Origin of the sequence: Novosphingobium guangzhouense, from assembly GCF_002896965.1 — a bacterium.
Taxonomy (GTDB): domain Bacteria; phylum Pseudomonadota; class Alphaproteobacteria; order Sphingomonadales; family Sphingomonadaceae; genus Novosphingobium; species Novosphingobium guangzhouense.
Map to the genome: position 1 here is coordinate 340,557 of NZ_LYMM01000001.1, position 19,116 is coordinate 359,672.

Sequence of the window (19,116 nt, forward strand, 5' to 3'; positions counted from 1 at the left end):
ATAAAACTTTAGCACTGAGCGCGATCCGCGCCCGGTCGTGTTCATATTGCAGCATGGATACGACACTCCTCCCCGACGACGGTGCGTTGCTTGCCGCGCTTGAGCGCGAAGGGCCGATGAACCTTGCGCGGGCCGTCGCCGTGATGGAACGGCACGATCTGACCGGGCTGGTGCTGGGCGATCCGATCAACGTGTTCCATGCGCTGGGCCACTGGCCGCAGATCGGGCGCACCCGCGCCGGGCAGCCGCCAGGGACTTTCGCCCTGATCGCACGCGAAAGGCCGGAGAATCCCGGCCTCGTCACCAGCCGCTTCCTCCATCATTATAGCTGGGCCGACGGCCGCACCCGTAGCGACGTGGCGGTCTGGCTCTATACCCATATGGGCGACGAGGGCGACGAAACCGCGCTTGAAGTGCCCTTCTCTCCGGTGCTCCCGGAACGGTACACAACGGCACTCAACAGCACCGAACGGCACCGAGCGGCCGCCAGCGCGACACTGAGCGGCGCGATGACCGCTCGTGGCGACGCAGGCGGCGCGATCGTTGCGGCTATGAAGGGACTCGGGCTCTGGCAGGGCCGGATCGGCTTCGATCACACCGTCATTGCGCAAGTTGCCGAACGTCACGAGCACCCCGGCGCGATGGTGCAGGCCGATAACATCCTGCGCGAGATCCGCCTGGTGAAATCGCCGCTGGAACATGCGCTGATGGCGCGCGCGGCGCGGTCCAATGTCGATGCGCTCAATGCGGTCGGCCATGCCATCCGCGCGGGCGCCACGCACGTTGAGCTTCAGGCGCTCTATCGCATCGAGTGCGCGACGCGCGGCAACACCGCGCTATTCCTCAACGTAGATCGCGTTTCGTCGGACCTCTCGCGCCTTCAGGTCGAGGACGGGCAGACGCTGATGCTGGACGGGGTCAGCCAGTTCCTAGGCTACCATGGCGACTTCGCGCGCACGGTGTTCGTTGGAGAACCCACCCGCGAAGCCCGCCGCGCCGCAGAGGCCGCCGCATTCGGCTGGCAGGCGGTGCGCGAGCAACTGCGGCCGGGTCTGCGCTATTCCGAGATCGCCATGATCGGCGAGAACGCGATCCGCGCCGCCGGGTACGAAGCCGCGATCGGCTTCGGCCCGCACAGCGTCGGCCTTGCCCACACCGACGAGCCCGGCGAAGTCCACGGCGGCTTCTGGCGCAAGCCCGATATCATGATCGAGCCCGGCATGATCCTTTCGGTCGATTGCCCGACGCTGGACACCGGCATCGGCGGATCGGCCCATTGCGAAGACCTCGTCCGCATAACCGAGACCGGCTGCGAACCCATCCATCCTCTCCACGACCCGGTGATCATCGTATGACCAGACCTTTCATTCTTTCCGCCTCCGTGGCCGAACCGGCCTTCGCCGTACCCGATCACGCCCGCGCCGTGCTGCAGGCCGCCGAAGCGGCCGGATTCGATCTTCTGATGCTCGGCCGTTCGGGCGAGCGGCCGTTCGACGCGCAAGTGCTGGTTGCCTGGGCCGCGCCGATGACCACGACGCTGGGCGTGGTCGCCACTGTTCCTGCTTCGAAGGCCCACCCGTTCCATGTCGCCCGCGCACTTTCAGCGGTGGATTTCCTTGCCACCGGGCGCACCGGTTGGTCGGTCGTCCCAGAGGGCGCGCCTGATGGCATGGCCGAGGACATGATCGGCGCCGCCCGCGCACTGTGGGACGGCTGGGGCAGCGACACGCTGATACTCGACAAGGAAAGCGGCCGCTACCTTGATGCCTCGAAGGTCAAGGCATCGAACTACAAGGGCGCGTACTTCAAGGTCGCCGGACCCGTCAACGCGATGCGCCCGCCGCTCGGCCATCCGCTGCTCGTCATCGACGGCGACGACCCGATCGCCATTGATGATGCCGACATCGCGCTGGTATCCGACGGCACCGCCGCCCCGCAGGCCACGAAGCGACTGATCAAGGTCGGCGCCGATGCCGACGCCGCCATGCTCGCCGAACGCTTCGAATCGCGCGAGATCGACGGCGCGCACTTCACGCTGAACGATGCCCTTTCCGAACTGCCGCAGATCGGCGCGCGCCTTGCGGCCCTGCTTGCGCCGCGCCCCGCAGGTAACCTGCGCGCGCGGCTTGGCCTGCCCATCCCTTCCACCGCTTCCAACCAGCCCGGCGGCGCCGTGATCCCGGAGATCGCATGATGCAAAACCAGATTCATCTTTGGGCCTTCCTGCAGGGGATCGGCTTCTTCCCCACCGGCTGGAAGCATAAGCGCGCCAAGCCCGAAGGCGTATTCCACATGGACTATTACGCCCGCGTCGCGCAGTTGGCCGAGCAGGGCCGCTTCGACGCCATTGTCTTTGGCGACCAGTTGCAGTCACGCGGCGCCGGTGGCCGTGCGCCCGAACGTCTGGCGATGCCGACGCTCGATCCCGTCTCGCTGCTTACGGCGATGGCGGCGGTGACCAGGCATATCGGCCTCGTCGCCACCGTTTCCACCACCTACAACACGCCAGAGATGCTGGCTGAACGCTTCGGCACGATGGAGCGCATCACCGGCGGGCGTTCGGGCTGGAACATCGTCACTACTGCGCACCCGGACACCGCGCCCAATTTCGGGGCTACCGAACTGCCGCCCAAGGACGCGCGCTATCGCAACGCCGTTGAAGTCGTCGCCCGCGCCTGCGAACTGTGGGCCGCGATGGACCGCGAAGGGCCGGAACTGCCGCAGGGCCGCCCGGTGCTGGTGCAGGCAGGCCAGTCCCCCGACGGCCGCGACTTCGCCGCGCGCACGGCCGAGGCGATCTTCTGCCCCGCAGCCTCGATCGAGGCCGGCGTTGATTTTCGCACCGATCTGCGCAGCCGCGTGACAAGCGTCGGCCGCAATCCGGACGGCGTACGGATCATGCCGGGCCTGTCCTGCGTTCTATGCGGCACCGAGGAAGAGGCGCGGGCCGAACACACCGCCATCCTCGACCTTGCCGACGATGCGCTGGCGATCGAATATCTGTCGGAATCGCTCTGCTGCGACCTGACCGGCTTCGACCCGCTCGGCCAGATCCCGGTCGATGAAATCCTCGCCAAGACCCTGCTTCCGCAGGGCGACGTCGCCCGTTCCATCGTGCCCGGCGCGGAAAAGGGCACCCCGCTGGGCGAATTTGCCGCCAACTTCATGCGCCATCCGCGCGGCCACAACGTCTTCATCGGCACGCCCGAGCAGATGGCGGACATGATGATCGAATGGCGCGATGCGGGCGCCTGCGACGGCTTCACCCTGCAACCCAGCTACATGCCGGGTGGCCTTGAGGACTTCGTGGGGCAAGTCGTACCGATCCTGCAGGCGCGCGGCCGCCTGCGCACCGATTATCCGGGCACCACCTTGCGCGAAACGCTGGGCCTGCCCGCACGCGAAGCGGTGACGGCATGAAGATCGGCCGCATTGCACTCGCCACGCTTGGCGCCGTCGTCCTCGTCGGAGGGGGCACCGTGCTGGCGCTGCGCGCCGGAGCGGGCGAAACCGACCGCGCGGAGCTGGAAAAGCGCTGGGCCGACGGCCCCTCGCGCTTCGTCACCGTCGATGGTGTGCGCCTCCACGTGCGCGAGGAAGGCCCTGTCGGCGCCCCGGTTATCGTCCTGCTGCACGGATCAATCGTCAACCTGCACGAATGGGACGACGTCGCCGCGATCCTCAAGGAGCGGTACCGCGTCGTGCGCTTCGACTGGTCGCCCTATGGCCTGACCGCGCCCGATCCTTCGGGGGTCTATTCCACTCCGCGTTCGGCGGAGCTGATGAACGGCCTGCTGACCCGGCTCGGCTATGACAAGTTTGCGCTTGTCGCCACGTCGAACGGATCGAACGTCGGGCTCGAATACAACCGCGCCTATCCCGGCCATGTGACGGCGATGGCGTTCTCGATGCTGCCGCTGGAAAGACCCAGCCAGACACGCAAGGTCGACTGGCGACTTGGCTGGAGCCTGCCGGTGTTCAAGGCGGTGCTGCCGAACTGGCGCCCGCACTGGTTCTGGCGCGTGATGCTGCATGACACCACGCCGCCCGGTTTCCAGCCGACCGATCGCATGGTCGATCAGATCACCGAGATGAACAATCTGCCCGGCGCGCTGGATCGACAGGCGCAGTACATCCAGGCCAACGTCAAGGCGTTCCAGACCTCCGATGTGGGCTCGGTGGCGCAAAGTGTCCACGTGCCCGTCCTGCTGCAGTGGTGCAGCTATGACGACGTGATCTCGCAAAGCGCGAAGGCATCGGTCGTACGGTTCACCAACGCGCCGGTGACGCTGATCGAATACCCGGACCTGGGCCATTTCCCGATGTGGGAAAAGCCGCAGAAGTTCACTGCAGACCTGGAGAAGTGGCTTGTGAAAGTCGCTCCGCGATAATCCCGCGCCTGTCGGACGCGTAAGCATCCGACAGGCGAACAAAGAGCACGAGAGCCTTCAATTGAAGCCAGGATAAGGGAAATCTTACGGCGATAAAAGTTTCTTGATTCACATCGGATCGCAAATCGAAATTTTATCACGAGGATGACTTACGGCGGAATACTTTGCTTTCGCCGCCGAAGACTCATGCCAATGCAAATTAATCATACGATTATAACAAACACAATTTCTGGTGAATTCGCAGATAAGCAGGGAACGTAACATCAATAGACGCCGAAAGTGCGTCATTTAACATTGAGGGACGAAATGACCGGCAATTATAAAATCCACTTCGCCTCGACTTTGTCTGGCATCGCGCTTGTCGCAGGCCTGACTGCCGCACCCGCGATGGCACAGGAAACCCCCGGCGGCGACATCATCGTCACCGCACGCAAGACCGGAGAGGACATCCTCAAGGTTCCGGTCACCGTCACCGCAATCACATCTGAAACGCTTGACGCCAAGGGCGTCGTCTCGGTCACCGACATGGCCGCATCGACGCCGGGCATCAACATCAACAACAGCTCTTCGGGCCACGCCGACCGCTCGTTCCAGCAGGTCGTCATGCGCGGCATGACGCCATCGACCACGCTTGCCACCACGACCTCGATGTTCATTGATGGCGTCGCGGTGTCCTCGCCCTCGCAGGTAAGCGCGATCAGTAACCCTGAACGCGTCGAAATCATCAAGGGCCCGCAAAGCGCGTACTTTGGCCGCAACACTTTCGCGGGCGCTATCAACGTCGTCACCAAGACGCCCGGCAACGACTGGGGCGGCGAAGTGCTCGGCATGCTGGGCACGCGCAACAACTGGCGCCTGCGTGGCTCGATCGAAGGCCCGATCGTTGAAGACCTGATCTCGTTCCGCCTCAGCGGCGAGCAGTATTCCAAGGACGGTTCGTGGAAGAACCAGGACGGCGTGACCCTGGGTGACCAGCAGACCAAGAGCGCGTCGCTGCTCGTCGCCATTACTCCGTCTTCGGACATCACCATCAAGCTGTTCGGCATGATGAGCGAGGACAAGGACGGCCCTGCCGCCCAGACCCGCCTCTATTCCTATGACATCAAGGCGCCTGACGGTTCTACCGTCGTGCAGGGCCAGTCTAACTGCACCCTCACCGGCGACACCCGAGGGGTTCTCAACCCCACCACCGGCCTTCCGGCCGGCACTGCGGTGTCCAATCCGTACTTCTGCGGCACCATCCCGACGATGGCGAACCCGGTCACGGCGAACGTCACCAACACCGACTTCATCCGCCAGTTCCTGAACATCGGCACTAACCGCATCGTCGATCCCTCGGAAGGCGTGCAGGGCTATGGCCTTCTGCGCCGCACCAAGCATGCGCACGCCACTTTCGACTGGGAAGTTAGTGACAAGCTGACCCTCTCTGCGCTTGCCGGCTACAACCGTGAAGTCTGGACGACCATGATCGACCTTGACGGCTACGATGGTAGCGCCCTGCCCAGCGGCTATGATTATAGCGGCAATGGACAGATCGAGGCCAACGAAACCTACGGGCAGGGTTACTTCGACTATCCGTATCTGATCGAACGCAAGATCGACGACTTCTCGCTTGAAGGTCGCCTGCAGTACGTGTCCGGTCCGTTCCGCGGTGTTGCGGGCATCAGCTACCTAAGCGCTGACCAGTTGCAAGGCCTTGGCGGCGGCACCGGCGCGCTCACCGCGTCCAGCCTGTCGCCGGGCGGTCTCAGCCGTAACAAGACCACGGGCCTGTTCTTCGGCCTGACCTACGACCTGACCGACACCATCTCGGCCAGCTTCGAAGGCCGCTACCAGATCGACCAGTTGCAGTCGTTTGCACGCCCTGCCGGTGTCACGGTAGCATCGAGCGTGTTCATCCCGGCCGGTTTCTATTCGGGCGGTACTGTGCTTGCGAGCGCGAAGTACAAGAACTTCACTCCGCGTGCGATCGTGAACTGGCAGATCACCCCCGATATGATGGTCTACGCATCGTGGGCCAAGGGCGTGAACCCGGCGCAGTTCAACACCGGCATCCTTTCCAACGCGGCGTCAGTACAGCAGGCGGCATACGATGCCGGGGGCCAGCTGGCGATCGAGCCGGAGAAGATCACCAACTACGAAATCGGTCTGAAGGGTCGTATCGGTTCAACGCTGCGCTACACCTTCGCAGCGTACTATGCCCAGTGGCGCAACCAGATCAACTCGACCATCATCGTCGCGCCTGATGCCACGCAGGTTACTGGCTACAGCTTCGTCACTGCAAACATGAACGCCGGTTCGGTGAACCTGCGCGGCATAGAAGGCGAAGTGTCCTGGCGTCCGACCCAGTTCCTGACGATCGACGCGGCCGGCGCGATCAACGACTCCGACATTCAGGAGTTCAAAAGCTCGACGGTCAGTGCTCTCACGGGCATCTACGACTTCTCCGGCAAGGAGATGAAGAACACGTCGAAGTATTCGGCCAACGTTGGCGTTCAGGTCGGCACCGAAATCTCGGGCTGGGACGACAGCAGCTGGTTCCTGCGCGGCGACTGGAACTTCAAGTCGGGCGTCTGGTCGAACGAGGCGAACCTGGCTCGCACGCCTGACCTGCACCTGTTCAACGCACGTGCGGGCATCACGCGTGGCAATCTGTCGATCGAAGCGTTCGTCAATAACATCTTCAACAACAAGACGCCGCTGACGATCTCGGACAACTACACGCTCTCGCCGCTCTTCCCATATTCTTCGCGTACTTCCGCGCTGATGCTGGGCCTGGGCGATCTGCGCACCGCAGGCGTGCAGGCGAAGATCAAGTTCTGATCGAACGCTGCTTCGAAAAGGAAAAGGCCGGGGTTTCCCCCCGGCCTTTTTTTACGTCGGTTGCGGACGAAGTCATGGCTGATCCACGGCTTCGTCACGCGGGGATCACATTTTCGCCGTCACCGTCAGCACTGCCGATCGGGCATCGCCGGGGGTCGCCCAGCCATTGTTGCGAATGCGCTGGAAGTACAGCTTGTTGCCGATGTTCTTGACGTTGATCTGCGCCGAAAGATTGGGCGAGAATTCGTAGGACAGGAACCCGTTATGAACGAGGTAGTCCTTTGAATTGAGCACGACCGAATTGGTGGCGGAAGGCACGCCGAATGCGAACTTGCCCTGATAGGTCGCGCCGTACCCGATCGTCAGGCCGAACGGCAGGCGATAGGTCGTGAACAGACTGCCCGAATGCTTCGGGGTCTGCTGCAGCGACGATCCCGCACCCGGATTCGGCACATCAACGCTGTTCGGGCAGGTGTAAGTACCCTTGGTCGCGCCCGGATTGGCAAGGCAATAGTCGGAAACCGACTGCACCAGCTTGCTGTCCAGATAGGTGTAGTTCGCGGTGATCGACCAGTTCGGCGTGATATTGCCGGTGGCGCCCAGCGCAATGCCATCGACGCGCGACTGACCGTCAAGCTGCTGGGTGGGAACCAGCGGGTCTGCCGTGGCAACGGCGTACTTGTCACGCTCGTTGCGGAACGCGGCTGCGGTCAGCAGCAGGCCGCCGTCGAAAAGTTCGGCCTTCACGCCGATCTCGTAGTTCTTGGCGCTTTCCGGATTCACGTTGCAGGTGGAATTGATGACGCCGGTTCCCTCAGCCGTACACGAACCGTTGACCGAGTTCTTCGACGGCGTGCGCGAATTGCCGTAGGCCACATACAGGCTGACAGCTTCCACCGGCTTGTAGTTCAGGCCGACGCGGTAAGAGAACAGCGTGTCGGCATTGCTGCTTTCCGTCAGCGCCGTCTGCTCACCTAGCGCGAATCCGCCCGCACAACCGCCGAAGGTTGCGCAGATGCTATGGGTGTCAAGCGTGCCGGTATTGCGCTCGACGCGGGCGCCCGCGCTCAGCTCAAGCTTGCCCAGCTTCATCGTGTCGAAGATGTAACCCGCCACGTTGGTCTGTTCGCCTACCTGGTGCGAACCCGGCGTGAAGTTGACCGGGCCGACATAGACGTTGCTGCCATAGACCGACCCAGCCGGTCCGGGTACGATCTCGTTCGGGTTGGCGATGTTGATCAGAGGATAGCTGCTGTAGACCACCGAACCGTCGGCGTTGCGCAGCGAATTGCCGGTATAGAGGTCGTACTTTTCCCAGGTCAGCGCGCCGCCGACCGTCACGGTATGCTCGATCGCGCCCGTATTGAACACCGCCTTGATATCCAGCTGGTCGAACATCAGCTGGTTGCGGGTGTCACGGGTGTTGCCGCGCGGGCCGCCGGGGGCGTAGTAGCCTGCAGGCGTGGTGCCGCAGCTGGCGCCAAGCGGCGTCAGGCCGGTGCTGGCGAGGCAGTAGGTGCCCTGCGGCGGGCTGACGCGGGTCAACTGGCGTGAATCCTGCCAGCGGGCCAGATTGCGGATCGACACGGTATCGCTGAACTCATGCTCGAAAATGCCGGTCAGCTGGTCGATATTGATCTTCTGGCGGTCGAAGTTGCGGAAACCGAAGTAATCGCTGCGATGCACGCCGGGCACCAGACCCGAGTAATACGGCACACCGTACTGCGGGATATTGTCGTCCTCCTGGTGGCTGTACTGCAGCGTCAGGCGGGTCGGGCTGTCGATACCGAGAGTGATCGACGGTGCAACGCCCCAGCGCTTGTAATTGTCGACATCGCGGCCCGGCACGTCGTTGCGGTGCCACATGGCGTTGAGGCGCACCGCCACAAGGTCGTTGACGCGCTTGTTTATGTCCGCCGTGGCGCGATAATACTCATCGGTGCCGATGCCCGCCGTCGCGACGTAGGCATCGTCCGCCTTGGGCCGCTTGGTGACGATGTTGATGTTGCCACCCACCGAACCCGCGCCCGATATCACCGAATTGGCGCCGTTGGTCACTTCGATCTGTTCAAGGTTGAACGGATCGGTACGGGTCACCTGCGCACTGTCGCGCACGCCGTCGATGGTGATGTCGTTGCTGGCGCTGTAACCACGGAACGTGATGTTGTCGCCGGGGCCCGTGCCGCCCTCGCCCGCGCCGAAAGTGATACCGGGCACTGTCGCCAGCACATCGCGCAAGGTCAGCAGATTCTGCTGTTCGATGACGTCGTTCGAAAGCACTGTAATGGTCTGCGGCGTATCGCGAACGGGACGGGTACGCTTGGGCGACTCGAGCGTCCGGCCCGGTGCTTCGGTAATGGCCGAATCGGACACGGTGACACCCCCCAGGCTACGCTCGGCATCTGCGGACTGCGCCATCGTGCCGGTCGACGCGAAAGCTGGTGCGATACACGAAAGCGCAAGGAAAGTGCGACGGGCGGCCGCCTTTGACGATTGAATTGGCATGTGTTTCCCCCTCTGTGGACGAGGCGGCTGATAATGCGAATAACTCTCACTATCAAGACATATAACAGAATGTGGCTCTTATATTTCGATTCATGAAATATACGTATGCGCGGCTTCCCATGGTGAACTCCACAAGGCGCCAAATCCAAGCGGCCGCATTCTCGAATCCGACCCATGCGCAAGCCATTAAAGCCGATCCCGATTGCGCAGCCTGCCGACGCTGCTCCGCTCCCGCCGGGCATCCGGCGCTGAACCAATGCACAAGAAACCCTTTAATGCCCGAAGCATTCAAGCGGAAAAACCTTGCTCGCAGCCGCATAATATCAACGGCAATGAAGCAAAGCATCAGTCGCCTCTGCCTTTGCGAATTCCCCACGAAGGGGCATCGATATTTAGCGGGATCCCCAATATAGAACGGCTGACCTATTCAATCGGCGATCATCAACGGAGTGGGGGATGCTGACCTTCAGCCCTTCTGCCTCATCGGTTCTCTCTGATGCGTGGCAAATGAACGTAGCGCGGCGCGGGAGTCAGACCCCGGCAAGAAGCCGGACTGCCCGCTTCGCCCTTTGCAGGGTGCCGGGCTTTCGCTGTGCCCAAATATCCTCGATGTCCGGTTCCGTGGTTGCCGTGAACGCAAAGAACCGCTCGACGCCTTGCAACACGGATGCCAACCGTGCCGTGACCTGCGCTGGCGCGTAGATTTCAAGCCCGTTGCAGACCATGCCGCTTCCGTCGTGCGCAAGGACCGCCCGCACTATCGCATCAACGTCCCACGCCAGTGAATGGACCCGCAACTTATGGCTGTTGAAGCCGGGGTCGAGATAATCCGCAAGTGCATCATTGACGCTTGAAAATACCGTACAACCGTGCCCCATCGCCTCCAGGGGAGGCAGCCCGAAACCTTCGGTTGCGCCGACGTCGGCCCAATGTTCAAGCGAGTCATAGAGATAGACCTTGGAGCGTCGAAACCACGCGCCCAGATCCTCCACCCACCCGTCAAGCAGGGTGACGTCGCAATGCTCTCGCAACGCCGGCACCAGCCTTTCAAGGAGATAGCGAGAAGACTTTCTGGCCTGAACCAGAACATCAACGTCCCGATGCATCATTTCAGACGCTTCCGGAAGCTCAACTATGTTCGGCACGTGCGCAATGTAGGAGTTCGGTGCGTATCGCCCCCAATAGGCCATGGTGTTGCGGCTCACGCACAGGATCGGCACTTCGGGCGGCATGGTCATGCCCCAGCCTGTCGAATGGGCAAAGTAGACGACGTCACACCCTTTAAGCCGCTCCAGCAGCATGGCGATATCCGGCCCCCAATGGATCACGAATATCGGTGCTCCACCGCAACCCGATCTGACGGCTGGATCTGTCAGGATATCGTCCAGGTGGACCCACCCGCCAATACGCTCGCCATAGCTGGCCGCTTGCACAGGCCGTTCCACGCGGCATGCTTCCATGAAGCGGGATTGCGCGGAATTGCCACCAACGTCCATGCGATCGTGGGGAAAGAGAAATACTATCGGGCGCATCGAAGCTCCATCACGTCAGCGCGCCAGCCGGGCTCAGCGCGCGCATCAAAGGGACCAGATCGGCGGCGGACAAAGGCATACGCTTTTGCGCATCCCCCCCTGTCTGCGCGGCGTCCCATAGGCCAAGACGCTTGATGCAACTCTCGCGCAGGCTGGACAGAACAAGGCGGCGCGCTTCCCGATGCGGCCCCGCCACGCGCAGGGCGTCCAGAATCCGCCTTTCGCGCAGGGCATCAAGGGCCAACAGTTGCCGCCGCGCGCCCTCAAGATTAGCGAGCCTGGCACGCAGGAGTGCCGCAAGCCCAGCCTCGTTCGCTGAATAGCCGCGGGTCGCGGCGATCAGGCCGGCCAGGTCATCCAGCGCCAGACGATGCGACGTCGACTGGGCGTGACGACGGTAGAAATAGCTGATCCTTGGAAGAAACTCGAAACGCGCACCCGCGAGCATCGCTCTGAACAGGAGGTCGAAATCCTCTCCAATGCGTAGACCTTCGTCGTAGCGAATACCATTTTCCAGCAAGAATGCCCTGGCGAGCAGCGGCTTGAAATAACCGAGCGAGACTTCGCGCCCGCCAATCATGCCGCACCGTACAAACTCATTCGCGGTTATTCTACGCGCCCGCCGCCAGCGTGGTGCTGCGGCGAACGCCGCTGCCTGCACGCCATCCGTTGACTGGAAGAACGAAGCCATATTGCTGGCGCATATCTGCGCCCCCGTGGCTGCCTGATGCTCAAGAAGCCATTCAAGGTGTTGGGGATGAAGCAGGTCATCTGCATCCACAATGGCTACAAATGGGGCGCGGGCTGCCGCCAGGCTGGTATTGCGCACTGCGCTCAGTCCCATGCGTGGTCCATCCATCAACCGCACCCGCGGATCCTTGCCCACATGATCCCGCACGATCTCCGCCGTTTCATCGGTGGAACCATCATCCACCACGACGACTTCGATCTGTCGCAACGTCTGCGCAAGCACCGAATGCAGGGCCGCATCGATAAAATGCGCGACATTGCGCGCAACCATGAGCACGGAGACCAGAGGAGCGCTGGACGCGGATTCAATCATGGCAGTTCGGGCATAAGAGCGAAGTCCGATCGCTAGAAACCGTGCACACACGATAGCCACGGCTCGGCCCAGCGCGAACCGCAACGTCCTCCGTTCCGGATGCGATACTTTCACGCTGTCGCCGACGCTGACCTATGCTGCCTCCAATCCCGATACTGTAGCGTCGGAAGCAGACATTTGATGATCGTGAACGCCCTGGAGCAGCCACGCACGCAGACGCGTGCCTACAAGATATGCCGTCGCATCGCGATGCACATGGCGCTTAGCGCTTGTGCAAGCATTTCGGCGACCGCCGCTCCGGTGACGACACACGATGGTGGACCATTGTCTCACCTTGGCGCCCCATCTTTCGACGAACGCTTCGAAAGTTTTGACCATGGCAGCGATCAGGCACGCCCCCGGCGGCCGCATCGCTGGCGCACCGTTTTCGGGCACGGAGGACCCACATCAGTTTCCAACCGTCAGATGTCGGCGACCAGTTTCGCATCGGACTCCGGCTTTACGGGAATGACATCGGCGGGGCCTGGCCCAACTGCCCTGAACCTTGACCCCTTCCTGCATGAGCCAGGACGCCTTACAATACTGGGCCGCCGCACTCCTGCACATTTGCGCCAGTTGGCATGGAACAAACCGTTCTACGGCGGTGCCATCACTACGAAGTTCAGCTTTTCCCAGAAGTACGGCTATTTCGAAATCGAGGCCCGGCTTCCATCCGGAAAAGGAATGTGGCCGGCCTTCTGGCTAATGCCGACAGGCGGGAGCTGGCCCGAAGACGGCGAAATCGACGTGTTTGAAGGGCTTGGAGACCCCCATACTATCTACTGCACCGTGATAGCTGGAAAACTCCGGAAAAGCACACCCGTTCGGCTCACGTTCGACGCGTCGTCCGCGTTCCACCGCTACGGCATCTTGTGGGGGCCGAAGGAAATGACATGGTACGTCGATCGCAAGCGTGTGGCGCAAGCACAGACCCCGGCCGCGCTTACCAGACAACCCGCCTATATAATTGCCAACCTTGCTATCGGCGGAAACTGGGGTGGTTATCCTGACGCTAGCACATCTTTTCCGGGTAAGTACGAAGTGCGCCGCATCACCGCGTGGCCTCATCCGCACGATTGAGAAATCAATAGCCGAACGCAGCGGCTTGTCGGCGGACGACAGATCCTCAAACTCCATCACCGAGAAACGAAGCAATCAATCTGCGAGAGAGCCGCAGACTGCTGCCGAGCGCATGCTGCATGCGATTTCCACCGCTCAATTGCATTTGCGAATCATTATCTATAGCTGCAGTGGTGCGCGATACTTTCGCGTCTCGTTCTTCTTCCAAGCATGCCGGCCCCCTTCTGGCGGCCGCAGCTTGAACTGGAAAGAAATGCCCTGACATGAACACCCTTGATGACACCATGAAGCAATTCCTTGCTGTTCAATTGCCCATCCAGTCGACGGTGAGCAAAGACGGTTTGCCCGACATTGGCCCCAAACGCTCGCTCAGGGTCTATGATGACAAGACGCTGATATACAACGAGAATACCGGTGGACAGACGCTAAAGAATATTCTTGATGGTTCGAAAATGGCCGTCGCGGTAATCGATCGGGAAGCGCTCGATGGCTATCGGTTCGTCGGTCAACCGGAAGTGTTCTCCGAGGGCGAACCTTTCGACAACGCCGTCGCGTTCGCCAACGGCGCCGGAATGAAAACCCCCAAGTTCGCCGTACTGATCCATCTCGAAGAAATATTCACGCTTCGCTCAGGCCCCGCCGCCGGGACGAAAATCGCTGCCTGAGGTGTCGCTGCGTTACTGCTGAAACGGCTTCCGACCGTTCAGTTGACCAGTCGGAAGCCAAACCCTCGCATATCAAGCGCCTTGCGGCTTTCTACTGCCGATGCCGCACTCACGATTCGCATGCCGCCCATGCTAACGATTGCATATCGGACAATTTCCCCCCCGATGCGGCCAATCAGAATGGATGTTTAATCCAAAATGAATGTTTAAATTTTCAAGTCATCCAAATTCGATCGAATTTCAACATATGAATATTTCGGAAATCCTTAGTTTAGACACCATTGGATTGAAAAAGATGATCCATTTCATTGCAATTGGATCAATCATTCATACCGCACTGCAGCGTGAACCTGTTGACCCCACCTTAACTTATATTACGATGCCATAAACCAACGTATGGCAGGCAAACTGCCGGTCTTGTTTATGCAGGGTGGATCGATGGACGCTCTTTCGAGTCATTTCGACGACACGGCCCGACCTGAAGCGGCGCCACCGTTCACTGTCTATGAAAATCCGGGAAGGCCGCGACCGGTAGCCGGCGTAGTGACGCCGATCACCAACATCCCGGACAAGGTCACGTGCCGAGCGCGGGAGGAACAGATCATGGCGAACGGCACCTCTTCTGCCGGGCGCGCATTCGACATTGTAATCGCCCTGACCGCGATCATGATCTTTCTTCCGTTTCTTGTAATTGCCGCGATGGCCATCAAGCTCTCGGCACCCGGTCCGGTGCTCTTTGTGCAGTATCGCGTCGGTCGGGACGGCAAGCTCTTCCCGTGCCTGAAATTTCGCTCGATGGTCATAAATGCCCAGGAAGTGCTACATGATGTTCTGGCATCATCGCCCGAAGCACGCGCGGAATGGCACCGGGATCAGAAGTTACGAAACGACCCGCGTATAACCCCGATCGGATCGCTGCTGCGCAAGAGCAGTCTGGACGAGCTGCCGCAGCTCTTCAATATCCTCGCCGGACACATGAGCATTGTTGGGCCACGCCCCATCATCGAAGCTGAAATCCATCGCTATGGCGCGCGGTTCGGCGCATACTGTTCCGTCCGACCGGGGCTTACCGGCCTGTGGCAAGTCAGTGGCCGCAACGAAGTATCTTATGAAGCACGCGTCAGACTTGACGCATTCTACGCGCTTCGCAAATCAACGCTCTACGATCTTGCAATTTGCTTTCGCACCATTCCTGCCGTTCTGGCATCGCGCGGGGTGTACTAGGCTGCGGCATTCACCCGTTATAATGCGCTCGATGTAAGCAGGTTCTTGTGGACCACGCCATTCTTGACGATCACCAGCAGGTTGCGCTCGAAATCTTCCAGAAGTCGCAAGTCATCCAGCGGATTGCCCCTGATCAGAATAAGATCCGCCCAGGCGCCTTCGCGCAAGACGCCAAGCGGTGCGCTGCGATAGGGGTCGCGTTTGCCGCTGCGCGCGAACAGGGCGCAGTTCCCGGATGTTGCGATGCGCAGGACTTCGGAATTGGAGAAGACCGTGCCAAGGCGCGGCAGCATCGCGTTCTCGGTACGGGACGTGGTTGTCCGGGCGAATAGGTCTGTGCCGAATGCCACCTCGACCCCGTGCTTCTTCGCCAGTTCCACGCTCGAACGCCAACCGGCGCTGCCCAGTGATTGATGGGCCTTGTCCATCTGTTCAGGCGAGAGCACGTTGTCCCCGGTCTCAAACGGCTGGGTAGATAACCATGCGCCCTTCTCGGCCATGTAGGCTGCCGTCGCATCATCGATAAGATGGCCGTGCTCGATCGAAACCACGCCCGCATCAAGGCAACGCCGAACACCGGCCGCGGTATAGACGTGGGCGCAGGCGTAAGTGCCCCAGTCCGTGGCCGCCTGCACGATGGCGCGCAGTTCCTCTGGCGTAAACTGCAGAGTGTCGATCGGATCGAAGTCGGACGTGACGCCGCCGCCCGCCATGATCTTGATCTGCGTGGCGCCGCGCTTGAGCTGCTGGCGCGTTGCAGCAAGGACTTCGGGCACACCGTTCGCCACCGCCGTCATGCCAAGGCGACGATAGCGTGACGCATCGCCCCCCATCGTTGGCGGCAGTTCTTCTACCGGGTCGAAATCGCCGTGGCCGGACGTCTGAGAAATGGCCGCACCACTGGGATAGCAACGCGGACCAGGTACGATACCCTGTTCGATGGCATCGCGAATGCCGAACACCGCGCCTGCCGTATCGCGCACGGTGGTAAAACCGCGCTTCAATTGGCGCTCTGCATCCTTGAGCACCAGCGCGATGGAAACCGCATCTTGCGGCCCCATCCATGATGAACCCTTCACCGCCGACATGTGCCAGTGCGCATCCGTCAGGCCGGGCATCAAAGTCTGCCCTGCGGCATCGATCACTGTTGCACCCGGTGGCGCGGGAATGTCGCCAGGCGACACGGCATCGATGCGATCACCACTAATGCGCACATTGCGCGGCTCGCGCCGGCTGCCCGTGCCGTCGAACAGCATGGCATTGCGGATAAGCACGCAACTGCCGCCCGAACCGGGGGCGGTTGCGCCAAGCAGCGGCAACATCGCCAGACCGCCAAGAGCAGCGCGGCGGCTCACTGATGCTGTCATTCCCAAACTCCGGTTCCGGTGCGGGAGATTACGGGCGCTGCCCAAGCATCGCCGCGGCCAACGGACTGGCACCTTCCGCCGCGACGATTTCCGCAAAGGTCTGCGCGGTTTCGTCCTGCCCCAGCTTGAACTGGGCGTGCTGCGACAGAACCACGGCACGGAACGCGACGACGCGCTGGGTCATGCCTTCAAAGCGTTCCCCCATCCGGGCGACGGTCCAGGCGCCTTCGTGCGTTCCCTCCAGTTCGCTGACGAGTTCGACGATGGCCGCCCGATTGCGTTCCGGTCCAAACTGCAGCTCCACTTCGAACTGCGCGAAGCGATAGTTCCAGGTCGGCCCCCAGCCGGGCGCGGAGACCACGCCCGGAGAGATGTATCCATGCGGTCCAAGGAACGCGATCTGCGCACGCGGCGATGCCTGCGCGCGAGCCGTATGGGGGTTGGCCAATGCGAAATGGCCGACGAAGGCGCGGATCTCGCCGGTATGGTCCAGCTCCGCCAGCAACGGCAGAGGTGTGGTGACGAACCCCTGCGCATCGTGCGTAGTCACCAGAGCCAGCTTTTCCTCACGCACGAACTGCGCGACATCCGCATCGCTGCGGGGCGAGAACAGCCCCATCAACGCGCCGCCGTATCGAGCGTGCCGTAGACGGGCTTGCCCTTGAACATGGTCATCAGCACCTTGGTTTGGTGGATGCGGCGCGCGTCGAGCTTGAAGATGTCCTTGTCCAGTACGACCAGATCGGCGCTCTTGCCCGGCCGGATCGAGCCGGTTTCCTGATCGAGATGGTTCACGTAGGCAACGTCCAGCGTGTAGGACTTGACCGCCTGCGCCAGCGTAACAGCCTCACCCGCGATAAGGGGCTCACGGTCACCCTCGGGTGCCACGCGGGTCAGAGCGACTTCGATGCCCAGCAGCGGATCTGCCGAGGCGACCGACCAGTCCGCACCGTAAGCCACGCGCCCGCCGAACTTCTCGACGCTGCCCACGGGGTAGATGTACTGCGAACGCTTCGGCCCGATCCGTTCCTTGGTCAGATCCATGTACGGTTCGTTGCAGGTCCACAGCGGCTGGAAGATCGCCGTCACGCCAAGCGTCGCAAAGCGCGGCTGGTCGGCCGGATCGATCACGTTGAGGTGCGAGATCATCGGTCGCGTATCGGCATTGCCATCCGAACGGCGCGCGGTTGCCACCGCGTCCAGCGCCTCCCGCACGGCCGCATCGCCGATGGTGTGATAATGGGACTGCATGCCCTGTTCATCGAGCGCGGTCGTGGCGGCCGCGAGTATGCCCGCCGGAATTTGTGGTGCGCCCACTTCCTGCGTGCCCTCGTAAGGCTTGAGCATATAGGCAGTCTGCTGCGGGATGACGCCGTCGATATAGAACTTGACGCTGCGTGCGGTGATGCCAAGCGTGCGGGCGCGCTGCGATGCCTTGTATAGACCCGGCAGCTGTTCCAGCCCCTTTTCGTTCTTCCACTTTAGGTCGATCGCCACATCGACGGTCAGTTGGCCCTTGTCGGCCACCGCCTTGTAGGCATCGATCACCGCGCTTGAACCGTCTTCCTCCCACTCGATGCCCGCATCATGCCAGTTGGTGATCCCTAGCGAGTTGAAGTGCTTTGCGGTGTAGGCGATCGCGTCCTGCAGATCCTGCCCGGTGGTTTCCGGCATGAGCGCGTTTACCAGATCCTGCGCGGACTCCTGCAGGCCGCCGATGGGCTCCCCGGTCTTGGGGTCGCGATCGATCTTGCCGTTCAGCGGGTCTTTGGTCGCCTTGGTGATCCCGGCAAGCTGCAACGCCTTCGAGTTGACCCACAGGCTGTGCCCCCCGGTTGACCGGAAGATTAGCGGACGCGTGGTGGAAAGCTTGTCGAGGATGTCCTTGGTCGGCACGCCGTTGGGCGGGAACAGGCCATCTTCCCAACCCACGCCATATATCACCGAGGTGCCCGGCGTCTCGGAAATGCACTTGGCGATGATCTTGCGGTAGTCGTCGATGGACTTGCCGGCATGAAGCGCGCAGCGGGCGTGGCTCATCCCACCGAAGACGGGGTGATTATGCGCATCGCCGAAGGAAGGGAGCAGCAGCTTGCCCTTGAGGTCGACCACTTGCGTCTGCGTGCCCTTCTGGACCGCAACGTCCTTTGCGGTTCCCACGGCGATGATCCGACCATCGCGGATTGCCACGGCCTCGGCCCAGGGGTGGGTCTCGTCCACGGTATAGATGCGCGCATTGGTAATGATGAGGTCAGCCATGCCTTCGGCCGCAGCCATGGCCGGGGCGGGAGCAAGAGCGGCAATCACCATCGTCGATGCCGTTAGCGAGAGCGGGGCCAGAGTGCGGCGGATTGCGAGGCGAATGGCGGGGCGAAGATGCATGGCGTGGTCCTCGAAAACTGTATGCGACCGAAAAAGCGGGAGCCG

The 19,116-nt window shown here is 61.7% G+C and carries 14 protein-coding genes; 8 read left to right on the plus strand and 6 right to left on the minus strand.

Translation table 11 applies throughout. The annotated features are described in order from the left end of the window. Positions 1-53 precede the first annotated feature (53 nt). The 5 genes from A8V01_RS01335 to A8V01_RS01355 all read left to right on the plus strand — a co-directional run bounded on the left by A8V01_RS01335 (position 54) and on the right by A8V01_RS01355 (position 7,214). On the plus strand, positions 54-1,355 hold the full coding sequence (locus A8V01_RS01335) for a M24 family metallopeptidase (protein WP_103094134.1): 1,302 nt from the start codon (positions 54-56) through the stop codon (positions 1,353-1,355). Then, complete coding sequence (locus A8V01_RS01340) at positions 1,352-2,194, plus strand: LLM class flavin-dependent oxidoreductase (protein WP_103094135.1); 843 nt, start codon at positions 1,352-1,354, stop codon at positions 2,192-2,194. The genes A8V01_RS01335 and A8V01_RS01340 overlap by 4 nt, the downstream gene beginning before the upstream one ends. Then, positions 2,191-3,420, plus strand: a complete 1,230-nt coding sequence (locus A8V01_RS01345; protein WP_103094136.1) for an LLM class flavin-dependent oxidoreductase — start codon at positions 2,191-2,193, stop codon at positions 3,418-3,420. Before A8V01_RS01340 ends, A8V01_RS01345 begins: the two co-directional genes overlap by 4 nt. Then, entirely contained in the window at positions 3,417-4,391 is a 975-nt protein-coding gene (locus tag A8V01_RS01350) for an alpha/beta fold hydrolase (protein WP_103094137.1), read from the plus strand. Before A8V01_RS01345 ends, A8V01_RS01350 begins: the two co-directional genes overlap by 4 nt. A gap of 306 nt (positions 4,392-4,697) precedes the next feature. Beyond that, positions 4,698-7,214, plus strand: a complete 2,517-nt coding sequence (locus tag A8V01_RS01355) for a TonB-dependent receptor (RefSeq protein WP_103094138.1) — start codon at positions 4,698-4,700, stop codon at positions 7,212-7,214. Positions 7,215-7,319: 105 nt separating this feature from the next. Here A8V01_RS01355 and A8V01_RS01360 read toward each other — a convergent pair whose 3' ends face one another. The 3 genes from A8V01_RS01360 to A8V01_RS01370 form a co-directional block, all read right to left on the minus strand. Continuing rightward, positions 7,320-9,719, minus strand: a complete 2,400-nt coding sequence (locus A8V01_RS01360; RefSeq protein ID WP_103094139.1) for a TonB-dependent receptor — start codon at positions 9,717-9,719, stop codon at positions 7,320-7,322. Positions 9,720-10,249: 530 nt separating this feature from the next. Next, a complete protein-coding gene (locus A8V01_RS01365; RefSeq protein WP_170065795.1) occupies positions 10,250-11,020 on the minus strand; it encodes a glycosyltransferase family 4 protein in 771 nt (256 codons plus the stop codon). Positions 11,021-11,261: 241 nt separating this feature from the next. Beyond that, on the minus strand, positions 11,262-12,314 hold the full coding sequence (locus A8V01_RS01370; RefSeq protein WP_103094141.1) for a glycosyltransferase family 2 protein: 1,053 nt from the start codon (positions 12,312-12,314) through the stop codon (positions 11,262-11,264). A 180-nt stretch (positions 12,315-12,494) separates the two neighbouring features. On the opposite strand from A8V01_RS01370, the gene A8V01_RS01375 reads away from it, so the two are divergent. The 3 genes from A8V01_RS01375 (at position 12,495) to A8V01_RS01385 (ending at position 15,322) form a co-directional block, all read left to right on the plus strand. Next, a complete protein-coding gene (locus A8V01_RS01375; RefSeq protein ID WP_170065796.1) occupies positions 12,495-13,433 on the plus strand; it encodes a glycoside hydrolase family 16 protein in 939 nt (312 codons plus the stop codon). Between the two features lie 263 nt (positions 13,434-13,696). Further along, positions 13,697-14,098, plus strand: coding sequence for a pyridoxamine 5'-phosphate oxidase family protein (locus A8V01_RS01380; protein WP_103094143.1), 402 nt, complete (start codon positions 13,697-13,699; stop codon positions 14,096-14,098). 396 nt (positions 14,099-14,494) lie between these two features. After that, entirely contained in the window at positions 14,495-15,322 is an 828-nt protein-coding gene (locus tag A8V01_RS01385) for a sugar transferase (RefSeq protein WP_245892228.1), read from the plus strand. 17 nt (positions 15,323-15,339) lie between these two features. Here A8V01_RS01385 and A8V01_RS01390 read toward each other — a convergent pair whose 3' ends face one another. The 3 genes from A8V01_RS01390 to A8V01_RS01400 are packed head-to-tail and all read right to left on the minus strand — an operon-like array spanning position 15,340 to position 19,071. Further along, entirely contained in the window at positions 15,340-16,689 is a 1,350-nt protein-coding gene (locus A8V01_RS01390) for a metal-dependent hydrolase family protein (protein WP_211294928.1), read from the minus strand. Between the two features lie 28 nt (positions 16,690-16,717). After that, on the minus strand, positions 16,718-17,308 hold the full coding sequence (locus A8V01_RS01395) for an FMN-binding negative transcriptional regulator (protein WP_103094144.1): 591 nt from the start codon (positions 17,306-17,308) through the stop codon (positions 16,718-16,720). Next, positions 17,308-19,071 carry an amidohydrolase gene (locus A8V01_RS01400; protein WP_103094145.1) on the minus strand — a complete coding sequence of 588 codons (1,764 nt, stop codon included), beginning with the start codon at positions 19,069-19,071 and terminating at the stop codon, positions 17,308-17,310. The genes A8V01_RS01395 and A8V01_RS01400 overlap by 1 nt, the downstream gene beginning before the upstream one ends. Positions 19,072-19,116 lie beyond the last annotated feature (45 nt).